Below are 11,279 nucleotides of genomic sequence, written 5' to 3' on the forward strand. Positions count from 1 at the left end.
TTTTTGATTCCGGATAAAGTAGTCGACCCGTTACATGAAATGACAGCCACAAAGGTCTAAACGGCTGTCATAATTAAGTAATTTTATAAATCTTTGACTATTCGACCCCGTACAGGGCCTTCTTATAAAAACTTGCAATTGAGGGGATAATTTAGCAGAATTACGCCTCTTTAGTTGCATGTTCATGCGTTTTGATCAATGGTAAACAGTTAATATGAAGCTTATTACACTCGGTGTCAATCACGAAACGGCTCCTGTCGATATCCGTGAAACAGTTTCGTTTACCCCTGAGCAAGCGAAAAGCGCTCTGCATGAACTTAAATCCAATTCGTTGGTGGGCGAGTGTATCATTTTATCGACCTGCAACCGAACCGAAATCTACTGCACACCTAAGAAAGACACCGACGCTGACCGGATCAAAGAGTGGCTGCATCACTTCTTCGAACTGGAATCCAAAAGCATCAATCCATTCCTGTACCAATATCAGAATATCGACGCCGTTAAACACATCATGCGTGTCGCGTCCGGCCTGAATTCATTGGTCCTCGGTGAGCCGCAAATCTTCGGACAACTTAAAGACGCCTATAATCTGGCGCATAAAAATGACAGCATTCATCAGTCGATGGATACGCTCTTCCAGCATATTTTCAAAACCGTCAAACAGGTACGTACCGATACGGCAATCGGAACCAGTCCGGTTTCCGTCGCTTTCTCCGCCGTCTCGCTTTCCAAGCAGTTTTTCGGCGACCTGAGTGAACAGACGGCCGTGCTGCTGGGTGCCGGCGAAACCATCGAACTGGTTGCACGCCACCTGAAAGAAGCGAATATCGGCAAACTGATTATTGCCAACCGAACGCTGGAACGCGCGCACAGCCTCGCCGAAAGCGTTGCCGGTTACGGAATCCAACTGGACGAACTGGACGATCATCTGCATGAGGCAGATATCGTGATCGGTTCGACCGGCAGTCCGCACGCTATCCTTAAACGTGATCAGGTCAAACAGGCGCTGAAAAAACGCAAGAACCGTCCAATGTTCATGATAGATATTGCCGTTCCTCGCGACATCGAAGCCAGTACCGGCGAACTGGATAACGTCTATCTATACACAGTGGACGACCTTCAGGAAATTATCGAGAGCAACAAGCAATCGCGCCAGAGTGCAGCGGTGCAAGCCGAAGAGATCATTGACCTGCAGGCGGAAAACTTTATGGCGCAGCAAGACGCCATTGCACGCGTCAAGCCGATTATTCGCGACTACCGCCGACAGGCGGAACAGATCAAACAGCACGCGCTTGAACATGCTCTGCATCAGATTGAAGAAGGCGGCGACCCGAAAACCGTCATCAAACTGCTGGCCAATCAGCTAACCAACCGTCTGCTGCACACACCGACATCGCAACTGAACCAGGCCGGAATCGAGGACAATCAAACCTTGATTGATTCGGCCCAACAACTGCTGATCTGTCCTGACCTCCAAAACGACAAACACTAGCCTGCCGTAACCGGAACTGCGCTGCCAAGTCTTGCTGCGCAAGGCGCAACTGAATATTTAAGAGATTACTACCGTGAAAGAGTCGATTCGTCAAAAACTGGAAAACCTGGTTGAACGCCTTGAAGAACTGAACCACCTGATTTCCGATCCGGAGATCATCAGCGACCAGAAAAAGTTCACCGCACTGACTCGCGAACATGCGCAACTCACTCCGGTCGTGAAAACCTTCACCGCTTACAATGCAACCGAAGGCGACATTGAAGAAGCCAAAGAAATGCTTCAGTCCGGCGACGCCGATCTGGAAGAGATGGCCAAGGAAGAACTGCCAGATCTGAAAAATCAGTTGGAACAGCTGGAGCTGGAGCTGCAAAAAATGCTGCTTCCGAAAGATCCGCGCGACGACTCCAATATCTTTTTGGAAATTCGCGCCGGTACCGGTGGCGACGAAGCGGCAATTTTCGCCGGCGATCTTTTCAAGATGTACTCTCGCTATGCCGAATCCATGAAATGGCAGGTAGAGGTCATCAACTCCAACGAAGGTGAACACGGTGGCTACAAAGAGATCATCGCCCGCATCATCGGCGGCGGCGCCTATTCACGTCTGAAATTCGAATCCGGCGCGCACCGCGTACAGCGTGTTCCGGCGACCGAAACCCAGGGCCGCGTACACACCTCCGCTGCGACCGTGGTTATTATGGCCGAAGCCCCTGAAGTCGAACAGGTCGAGCTTAATCCTGCTGATCTTAAAGTTGATACTTTCCGCGCTTCCGGTGCCGGTGGACAGCACGTCAACAAAACCGATTCAGCCATCCGCATCACCCACCTTCCGACCGGAACCGTGGTCGAATGTCAGGACGAACGCTCGCAGCATAAAAACCGCGCCCGCGCCATGTCGCTTCTGGCCGCCCGCATTATGGATGCGAAACAACAGGCACACGATGCAGAAATCGCCCAGGAGCGCAAAAGTCTGGTCGGAACCGGCGATCGTTCAGACCGTATTCGAACCTATAACTACCCACAGGGACGAGTCACCGACCACCGTATCAACCTGACGCTGTACAAGCTGGATGAAGTAATGAACGGTGCCCTTAACCATGTTATCGACCCACTGATTCAGGAGCACCAGGCGGAACTGCTGGCAAGCCTGAACTCTGACACCTGATTGCAGGTATATTGATGCCCTCCGATTACACCATTCAACGGGCTCTGCTTGAAGCGAGCGAAAAACTCTCTGCCTGCAGCTTTATCGACAGCCCGAAGCTGGAAGCAGAAATTCTTTTGGGCCACTTGCTTGGATGCCGTCGCAGCTACTTTTATACCTGGCCGGAAAAATTGCTTTCCGCTGAAGAAGCCGAACAGTTTCAGGCCTTGTGCAAGCAGCGCCTCTCTGGACAGCCAATCGCCCACATTATCGGAAGCAGAGAGTTCTGGGGCTTGGAACTCAAGGTATCCGCCGATACGCTGATCCCTCGCCCGGACACCGAAACACTGATCGAAACGGCGTTAGAACTGCTGTCAGCAACACCGCAAGCCCTCATTCTGGATCTCGGCACCGGAACCGGAGCCATCGCCCTTGCCTTGAAAAGCGAACTACCACAGGCCGATATCACCGCCGTCGACTTCTCGGCGGCAGCCCTCGGGATCGCCAAAGAAAACGCCAAACGCCTCGATTTACCGGTCACCTTTATACAGGGAAGCTGGTGCCAGCCACTGACAACAGAGCAGCGTTTCCACCTGATCGCCAGCAATCCGCCCTACATAGAAGAACAGGATCCGCATTTGCAGCAGGGAGATGTTCGCTTCGAACCCCTCAGCGCGCTGACATCGGGTCATGATGGACTGGACGACATCCGCCTGATAGCCGAACAGGCATGGGCGCATCTTCTGGATAACGGCTGGCTTATCCTGGAACACGGTTACAATCAGGCACAGGCGGTACAGCAAATCCTCGCACAAAACGGCTATCAGCAGATACAAACTCGCTGCGATTACGGCGGCAATCAACGGATTACCTTCGGACAAAAAACCGAACGCAAGAAAGAGGTAAGCGATGAACACGAATAAAACGGAACTCAACGATCAGGAACTCTCCCGCTACAGTCGACAGATTCTTATGCCGGAGATCGACTATGCCGGCCAACTGACTCTGGCGCAATCGCACGCGGTTATCTTCGGACTGGGCGGGCTCGGTTCACCGGCCTCGCTGTATCTGGCGGCAGCCGGAATCGGCAAACTGACGCTTGTCGATTTCGACGAAGTCGACGACTCAAACTTACAACGTCAGATCGTACACAGGGAAGCCAATATCGGGCAGGCCAAGGTCGCATCGGCAAAAAGCAATCTGGCTCAGCTGAACCGACATATCGAGATCGAAACCATTGCCCGCCACATGGACGAAAAAGAGGTAAACGAACTGGTCCGCCAGGCGGATGTAGTTCTCGACTGTACCGACAATTTCGCATCGCGCTTCGCGCTCAATCGAGCCTGTTATGCCGAGAAAAAACCGTTGATTTCCGGTGCCGCCATCCGCTGGGAAGGACAGCTGAGCACCTACGATTTCCGCAATGAAGACTCTCCTTGCTATCAATGCCTCTATCCGGAAGATAACGGTCAGGAATTAACCTGTAGTCAGAACGGGGTGCTATCCCCTGTCGTCGGAATGGTTGGTTCGATGCAGGCGATAGAAGTGGTCAAAGCGCTACTGAAACTGCCGACCTTAACCGGAAAACTGATGATTATTGATGCCTACAGCATGATGATCCGCACCCTGAATCTGAAAAAAGATCCAGGCTGCAAGCACTGCGCCCGATAAGGCTACTGGCGCCCTGCTTTAAATGCGTTGCCTTGCGGCGGCTGATAAGGATTGACCGTCGGCTCTTCCTTAGGCGTGGTCTTATCGACATAAATTACCACGCGGCGGTTCAGTGAACGTCCGTAGGCCGTATCATTACCGGCCACCGGATCGTTATCCCCTTTACCGGCAATCGTCACCAGCGCAGGATCGACCCCCATATAGATAAAGGTTCGCGCCACGGTCGCAGCACGCGCTGCAGACAACTCCCAGTTGGACGGAAACAGGATACTGCTGATCGGAATATTATCGGTAAAACCGGTGATCGTAATATCCTGTTCACGTGATCCCAGCGTTTCGCCCAGCTTCTCCAACTCCTCACGCGTGTTGTCACTGATCGTCGCCCGCCCGCTCTCGAAAAAGCTGTCCGAGCGCAGGGTAATCTTGGTGAATTCCGGCGTATCCTCGATATCGACATCTTTAGGATTGATATTATCCAGCGCCTTCTCCACTTCCTCTCTTGAGACCGGAGGTTTCATTTCCAGATTAATCAATGACTCCTGCGGCGGCAGCAGTTTCTGATCGTCGACCTCAGCACCGATCGGCGGCTCCCCCATCATGCTGTTGACAAACGATTGACGGTCTTTCGGATCCACAACGGAAATCAGCCACAGAACCAGAAAGAAAACCATCAGAACGGTCATCAGATCCGCCAGAGCGATTTTCCAGGAACCACCATGCGCCCCGCCTTCGTCATGATCACGGCGACGCGACATATTCACATCCTCGGCAAGGGGTTACACAAAGCATCGGCGTTATTCTTCCTCTTCTCTCGGAATGGCGAATTCAGGCGGCACAATTTGCCGTCCGATCTCAATTGCCAGGTTCGGCGAGACACCGTTCGAATAGGCTTCCAGGAAAGCCGCCGCCATTTCAAACAGCGTACGATCCTGACGAATCATGACTTCAACCGCATGCACAAAAGGCGCGACAACCGCAAAAGCGAAAAAGACACCCGTCAGGGTTCCGACCAGCGCGGCACCGATTGCCGTACCGATCTTGGCCACGTCCATATCACCGCCAAGCAGTTCCATGGTCAGAATGACCCCCATAACCGCCGCGACGATCCCGAAGCCGGGCAACCAATCAGCGACCTTCCCGGCCGCCTTCGGCACTTCCATCATCGACTGAGAAATCGAGTAGATCTGATTCTCCATATGCGCACCGAAACTCTGCGTCGCAGGCGGATTCAGCATCAGGTAATTGAAATTATCAATAATGAATTTTTTCAGATCGGGATGCTTGAGCACTCGCGGATATTCGGCAAAGATCGGACTGTCGTCGGGGTTCATAATATGTTTTTCAACGGCCAGCACCCCCGAGCTACGCGACAGGCGGGCAAGATCTTCCAACAAACCCAAAGTTTCGCGGTACAACTGCTTGGTAACTCTTTCCCCGGAAAAATAACGTCCCAGAAAAAACAGCGTCCGCGCCCAGACATAAACCGGAGTCGATGCAAGAAATGCACCCAGTGAAATACCGAGAATAACCAACAGCTCGGACGGGTGCCATAAAGCTGACAAACTCCCGCCCATCAAGATAAAGCCGCCGAAAAAGCTCAAGGCGATAACTAAAATTCCAAAAGGTTTTGCGAACATAAAATAACCTTACTAGCCTGTCTGAGGCGCGCCATCAAGCACGTACTTCAAACCTGACTCGACAAATTCTGATTCATTTACGAAATCCAATGATTAAGCAAATCTAAAACAAACTCTTCAAAAGGGTTAGCTGCTGATTTAGCTTACCGAAATAGCCTAAGCAAATGTCATACCATTAGCTATTCACTCTATATCAAAGGGCTTCATCTTATTGTCTAGACGGCCGATTCCTCTTGTTCGCTATCAACTTCCCAGAAAATTAAAACTCTTTTACTCGGCTGCCTCGATGGAATGGACCTTTTTCAAAGTTCTCGGCAAGACAATACCGCGTTTCGCCCGCGCGCCCAGCGCCTCCTGCAGCGCCGTCGGCCCGAACTGTTTCTCATATTTTTCAGTCTTGAGATTCAGCTTCTCCCCGTCATTGAACGCGAATACCGCATTCACTTTCTCGCCTTTCGGCAATTGAATCAGCTTGTTGCCTTTTCCTTTTGCCAATTCAGGTAATTCCTCCAGCGAGAACACCAGCATCCGCGGCTCAGAAGTGACAACGGCAATAAAGGCTTTATCTTTCACAGCCGCAGGTGTCAAAACATCCGCACCCTTCGGCAGGGTAATCACACCCTTACCGGATTTATTTTTCGAATACAGGTTTTCAAACTCGGTAATGAAACCATAACCAGCGCTGCTGGCCAGAATAAATTTGTCTTTCGGATTCGCCAACAGAACCTGAGTAAACTGACTGTCAGCAGGCGGATTTAAACGGCCGGTCAACGGCTCCCCGTGTGATCGCGCCGAAGGCAGGCTGTGCGCGGCCAAAGAATAACTGCGCCCGGTAGAATCCAGAAAAACCGCCATCTGACGACTCTGCCCGGCAGCCTGCCCTCTAAAGGCATCTCCGGATTTATACCCTAAGCTTTCACCGTCAATATCATGCCCTTTGGCTGCTCGAACCCAGCCATTTTCCGACAGTACAACCGTAACCGCTTCGGACGGCAACAGATCCTGCTCGCTCATTGCCTGAGCGCCTTTGGCTTCGACGACCGGAGAATTTCGTTCATCGCCGTACTCCTCGGCATCCGCAAGCAATTCTTTTTTCACCAGCGTCTTCAAGCGTGCAGCCGAATTGAGAATTTTCTCCAGCTTGTCGCGCTCAGCAGCCAGCTCTTCCTGTTCGGCTTTGATTTTCATCTCTTCCAGACGAGCCAAGTGGCGCAGTTTCAATTCCAAAACCGCTTCAGCCTGAATATCGGTCAAACCGAAACGTTCCATCAAGACCGGCTTCGGCTTTTCCTCTTCACGGATAATCTGGATCACTTCATCGATATTCAAAAAGGCGATCAGCATCCCTTCAAGAATATGCAGACGTGCCAAAACCTTATCCAGACGGTATTGCAAGCGACGGCGAACGGTCTCTTTGCGATACACCAGCCACTCATTCAATATCAATGCAAGATTCTTAACCTGCGGCCGACCGTCAAGACCGATCACATTGAAGTTTCCGCGGTAGCTTTTTTCCAGGTCGGTAGTCGCAAACAGATGCAGCATCGCCGCCTCGACATCCACGCGTTTGGAGCGCATTTCCACCACCAGACGCACCGGATTCTCGTGATCGGATTCATCGCGCAGATCGACCACCATCGGCAATTTTTTGGCGCGCATCTGACTGGCAATCTGCTCCAGCACCTTGGCACCGGAAACCTGATACGGCAAAGCCTCAATAACCACATTGACACCGTCTTCCACCGAGTAGACCGCACGTTGCTTAATGGAACCGTTACCGGTTTCATACAACTTCGCCAGTTCTTCTTCGGTACTGATAATCTGCGCTTTATTCGGGTAGTCCGGAGCCGGAAGAAACTCCATCAATTCACGCGAAGTGGTTTTCGGGTTATCCAGCAGATGAACGCATGCGTTGGCGATTTCACGCAAGTTGTGCGGCGGGATGTCGGTCGCCATACCGACAGCAATCCCCGAGGTTCCGTTCAGCAGAACATGCGGCACACGAGCTGGGAGTACTTGCGGCTCATCCATGGTACCGTCGAAATTCGGCGTCCAGTCAACCGTACCCTGGCCAATCTCTTGCAACAGGAGCTGACTGAATTTCGATAGACGCGCCTCGGTATAACGCATAGCGGCAAAAGATTTCGGGTCATCAAGCGACCCCCAGTTTCCCTGACCATCGACCAGAGGGTAACGATAGGAGAAGTTCTGTGCCATCAGAACCATCGCTTCGTAGCAGGCCGAGTCGCCGTGCGGGTGGAACTTACCAAGCACGTCACCGACGGTTCTGGCTGATTTCTTGAATTTTGCTGTCGCTTTCAAGCCGAGCTCTGACATTGCATACAAAATGCGACGCTGAACCGGTTTCAGGCCATCACCAATATGCGGTAAAGCGCGATCGAGAATGACATACATTGCATAATCCAGATAGGCCTGTTCGGCAAATTCCGCAACGCTGCGCTGTTCGATTCCATCGTAATTCATTGTGGTCTGATCCACCCGCTAACTCCTTGGATTCAAAAAAGTTAATTTCCGCTAAAAACTATTTCTGCGCCATTTTACCAACTGCGCAGGAAACAAACGACTTTGCCTTTGCACCCAATGCTTTGGTCCCCTCGACAGTACCGCTTTCCGGATACCCCATACTCAACAGCGCCTCCCTGGCCTGCTGTAGAACAGTATCATTCTCCTCAGCCGTTTCAAGGGTTACAATCCCTTCTTCAATCGCCACTTCAACCGACAAAACGCCCTCTATCGCCTGAAGCTTGTTACTGATTGAAGCGGCACAGCCACCGCACTTTATATTCTCGACATCCAACTGATAACGCATCCAATTTCTCCCATTAAACTCTAAGGGATTCCTAGCTTAGCACAGACTCTCTAAAGAACACGCTCTCATAAAACAAATCCCCCCTGTCAATCGATAGCGACTCCGTTAAAATAGCCCTTAAAGTTACTCAACTTTTATGTACACCACCCACAAATCAAGCGAAGCGCCGTGAACCGTTTTACCAACCACTATCTTGAACTGCCAAGCCATTTCTATCGCCCCATCGATCCGGAACCGCTTATCGATGCGCGACTGGTGCATTACAACCAAACATTGGCGGAGCAGCTGGGAATCCGTCTGGAAAACAGTCAAGTCCTGCAGCTCACCGCCGGGCAAGCAATGGCACCCGGGCTGGAACCGCTTGCGCAGAAATACACCGGGCATCAGTTCGGCTATTACAATCCGGATCTGGGAGACGGTCGAGGGCTGCTGCTGGGTCAGGCGATCGACTCCGAAAACCGTTCTTGGGATCTGCATCTGAAAGGCGCCGGAATCACTCCTTATTCGCGCCGTGGCGACGGTCGGGCCGTATTACGTTCTGCCGTCCGCGAATATCTGATCGGAGAAGCGCTGCACCATCTGAATATTCCGACAACCCGCTGCCTGAGTCTCTGCCACAGTCCGGAGCCGGTGCGTCGCGAAAAAATCGAAGATCGGGCTAGCTACATCCGGGTTGCCAAAACCCATGTTCGTTTCGGACACTTCGAATGGCTGGCACAAAGAGGCGACCGCAGTGATTTTGAACAAATGGCTAACTATGTCGTTGAAGTCGTGTATCCGGAACTTATTGACGAGCCTCCCGCTAAACGCTATGCCGAACTTTTCCGCACCATCTGCATCCGAACGGCTCAACTGATTGCCAAATGGCAGGCCGCCGGATTCTGCCACGGCGTCATGAACAGCGACAATATGTCAGTCGCCGGAGAGACATTCGACTTCGGACCTTACGCCTTTCTGGACGACTTCAAAATTCATCACATCTGCAACCACTCGGATACCGAAGGCCGTTATGCTTACAGCCAACAACCCAACATCGGCTTGTGGAACTGTCAGGTACTCGGCCAGGCTTTCAGCATGCTGCTTAGCAGCGAACAGATCGAACAGGGCTTGGATGCTTATGTCATTCACTACAATCAGGCTTATCTACATGCTATGGGAAGCAAATTCGGTCTGCCGAATCTGGCGGAAGGAGACAAATACTTTATCGCCGACAGCCTGATTTTAATGGACCAAAGCGACATCGACTTCCACCACTTCTTCCATCATCTAGGAAAACTGGAGAGCGAGCAGGAACATCAATGGCTTGATTTCGTCGGCGACAGCAAAGCTTGGCGAGAGTGGCGACAAACCTATTTAAGCCGAACCGACCAGATAGACAGAGAGCAAAGACGGCAGAAAATTGCCGAACAGACGGCATCTTTTGTTTTACGCAATCATATCGCCCAGGAAATTATCGAATCCTGCGAAAAAGGCGATTACGATCTTCTGTCTTCTGCGATGGCATGGCTGCAAACCCCCTTCGCCCCTCCTGCCGATCTGCTCGAGAACTATGCGCATTTTCTGCAGGCTCCGAGAAAAGAGCAGAAAGGGATCGCCTTAAGCTGTTCATCCTAAACACAAAAAATGGCAAGCTTTTCGCTTGCTATTGCTAATTAAACTGTACCTAAACTCGTATAAAACCGGACTGTCTTATGTTGAAGAATGCCCACGGCTCCGAAAGGCGCTGTTCGCCACGCATCGCCATTAACCTCCCCGTCTCACTGGAGTGTAATGAGCACGTACTTGAATGCAAACTGATCGACATCTCAATGTGCGGCATCGGGCTTATCAGCAATGCAACGCTCCCCGTCTGCACTCCGGCAATAATTCGCTTAAAACTACCGAATGAAGACGGTTTTATCAATATGAAACTGCAAGCAAAGATTACTCGCTGCACTAAAATCCGCGAACAGTATTTAATCGGCTTGCAATTCGTCGATCTGAGCAGCTTTCATGAATACGAGCTCAGCGCTTTTTTTAGTTACCACAGCCGCTTTAGTGCATAATAAGGGCTTACCAGTAGAATCTGGGTCTGATAATTAAGGGATTGATTATGGATTCAATCAGTGTCAAAACTGATCGTTCAGTTACCCTGATCGGAAAAAACGGTCAGGCAAATGGTATTCTGGCCGATCTCTCGACTGAAAGCGCCGGCGTCCAATCGCCGCGAGGTGCGCGCGTCGGTACCGAACTGGAACTGGTGTTTGAAATCCCGACGTCTGAATACTTCCGAACATTGCGAATCCTGGGCAAAGTAACCCATCGTCACAATAACGCGGACGGCTCCTACCTTAAACTGCATTTTGACCGCATCACACCAACCCAGCGGCAATATATTATGGAGTTTATCGAATACAAACAGCGCCTTGCCCTGCTCGGGAAAAAGAGTCACGTTCGCAGCTACTGACCGTCAGCATTTCCCCGCCTCACGATCACCTATCCAAAATCACCCCATAAAGCTGAAAACGA

At 51.4% G+C, this 11,279-nt stretch carries 11 protein-coding genes; 7 read left to right on the top strand and 4 right to left on the bottom strand.

The window, feature by feature from the left end; translation table 11 throughout:
• The first annotated feature begins 214 nt into the window (after window positions 1–214).
• The 4 genes from hemA (at window position 215) to HQN79_RS10300 (ending at window position 4,304) form a co-directional block, all read left to right on the top strand.
• Entirely contained in the window at window positions 215–1,492 is a 1,278-nt protein-coding gene (gene hemA / locus HQN79_RS10285; protein ID WP_173286224.1) for a glutamyl-tRNA reductase, read from the top strand.
• A gap of 73 nt (window positions 1,493–1,565) precedes the next feature.
• The gene (prfA, locus tag HQN79_RS10290) at window positions 1,566–2,654 is read left to right on the top strand and encodes a peptide chain release factor 1 (RefSeq protein WP_173286226.1); all 1,089 of its coding nucleotides are present in this window, start codon (window positions 1,566–1,568) and stop codon (window positions 2,652–2,654) included.
• A 14-nt stretch (window positions 2,655–2,668) separates the two neighbouring features.
• Window positions 2,669–3,556 carry a peptide chain release factor N(5)-glutamine methyltransferase gene (gene prmC / locus HQN79_RS10295; protein WP_173286228.1) on the top strand — a complete coding sequence of 296 codons (888 nt, stop codon included), beginning with the start codon at window positions 2,669–2,671 and terminating at the stop codon, window positions 3,554–3,556.
• On the top strand, window positions 3,543–4,304 hold the full coding sequence (locus HQN79_RS10300) for a HesA/MoeB/ThiF family protein (protein ID WP_173286230.1): 762 nt from the start codon (window positions 3,543–3,545) through the stop codon (window positions 4,302–4,304). Before prmC ends, HQN79_RS10300 begins: the two co-directional genes overlap by 14 nt.
• Window positions 4,305–4,306: 2 nt before the next feature.
• Here the strand turns inward: HQN79_RS10300 and HQN79_RS10305 are convergent, their stop codons facing one another.
• The 4 genes from HQN79_RS10305 to HQN79_RS10320 form a co-directional block, all read right to left on the bottom strand.
• Window positions 4,307–5,059, bottom strand: coding sequence for an OmpA/MotB family protein (locus HQN79_RS10305; protein ID WP_173286231.1), 753 nt, complete (start codon window positions 5,057–5,059; stop codon window positions 4,307–4,309).
• Between the two features lie 39 nt (window positions 5,060–5,098).
• Window positions 5,099–5,941 (bottom strand): motility-associated protein, encoded by an 843-nt coding sequence (locus HQN79_RS10310; RefSeq protein WP_173286233.1) that lies wholly within the window; start codon window positions 5,939–5,941, stop codon window positions 5,099–5,101.
• A gap of 270 nt (window positions 5,942–6,211) precedes the next feature.
• Window positions 6,212–8,440, bottom strand: a complete 2,229-nt coding sequence (gene parC, locus HQN79_RS10315; protein WP_173286235.1) for a DNA topoisomerase IV subunit A — start codon at window positions 8,438–8,440, stop codon at window positions 6,212–6,214.
• A gap of 43 nt (window positions 8,441–8,483) precedes the next feature.
• Complete coding sequence (locus HQN79_RS10320; RefSeq protein WP_173286237.1) at window positions 8,484–8,771, bottom strand: heavy-metal-associated domain-containing protein; 288 nt, start codon at window positions 8,769–8,771, stop codon at window positions 8,484–8,486.
• A gap of 168 nt (window positions 8,772–8,939) precedes the next feature.
• Between HQN79_RS10320 and HQN79_RS10325 the strand changes: the two genes are divergently transcribed.
• The 3 genes from HQN79_RS10325 to HQN79_RS10335 all read left to right on the top strand — a co-directional run bounded on the left by HQN79_RS10325 (window position 8,940) and on the right by HQN79_RS10335 (window position 11,217).
• Window positions 8,940–10,385: a protein adenylyltransferase SelO gene (locus HQN79_RS10325; RefSeq protein ID WP_173286239.1), complete on the top strand. Its 1,446-nt coding sequence runs from the start codon at window positions 8,940–8,942 to the stop codon at window positions 10,383–10,385.
• A 77-nt stretch (window positions 10,386–10,462) separates the two neighbouring features.
• Complete coding sequence (locus tag HQN79_RS10330) at window positions 10,463–10,816, top strand: PilZ domain-containing protein (RefSeq protein ID WP_173286241.1); 354 nt, start codon at window positions 10,463–10,465, stop codon at window positions 10,814–10,816.
• Window positions 10,817–10,863: 47 nt separating this feature from the next.
• Window positions 10,864–11,217 (top strand): PilZ domain-containing protein, encoded by a 354-nt coding sequence (locus HQN79_RS10335; protein WP_173286243.1) that lies wholly within the window; start codon window positions 10,864–10,866, stop codon window positions 11,215–11,217.
• Window positions 11,218–11,279 lie beyond the last annotated feature (62 nt).

This window comes from Thiomicrorhabdus xiamenensis (assembly GCF_013282625.1).
Lineage (GTDB): Bacteria > Pseudomonadota > Gammaproteobacteria > Thiomicrospirales > Thiomicrospiraceae > Thiomicrorhabdus > Thiomicrorhabdus xiamenensis.

What these genes read in the sequence shown, in the direction of transcription:
- HQN79_RS10310 (WP_173286233.1), bottom strand. Translation starts at nt 5,941, where the DNA reads ATGTTCGCAAAACCTTTTGGAATTTTAGTTATCGCCTTGAGCTTTTTC.
- HQN79_RS10335 (WP_173286243.1), top strand. Translation starts at nt 10,864, where the DNA reads ATGGATTCAATCAGTGTCAAAACTGATCGTTCAGTTACCCTGATCGGA.
- HQN79_RS10330 (WP_173286241.1), top strand. Translation starts at nt 10,463, where the DNA reads ATGTTGAAGAATGCCCACGGCTCCGAAAGGCGCTGTTCGCCACGCATC.
- prmC (WP_173286228.1), top strand. Translation starts at nt 2,669, where the DNA reads ATGCCCTCCGATTACACCATTCAACGGGCTCTGCTTGAAGCGAGCGAA.
- HQN79_RS10300 (WP_173286230.1), top strand. Translation starts at nt 3,543, where the DNA reads ATGAACACGAATAAAACGGAACTCAACGATCAGGAACTCTCCCGCTAC.
- hemA (WP_173286224.1), top strand. Translation starts at nt 215, where the DNA reads ATGAAGCTTATTACACTCGGTGTCAATCACGAAACGGCTCCTGTCGAT.
- HQN79_RS10305 (WP_173286231.1), bottom strand. Translation starts at nt 5,059, where the DNA reads ATGTCGCGTCGCCGTGATCATGACGAAGGCGGGGCGCATGGTGGTTCC.
- HQN79_RS10320 (WP_173286237.1), bottom strand. Translation starts at nt 8,771, where the DNA reads ATGCGTTATCAGTTGGATGTCGAGAATATAAAGTGCGGTGGCTGTGCC.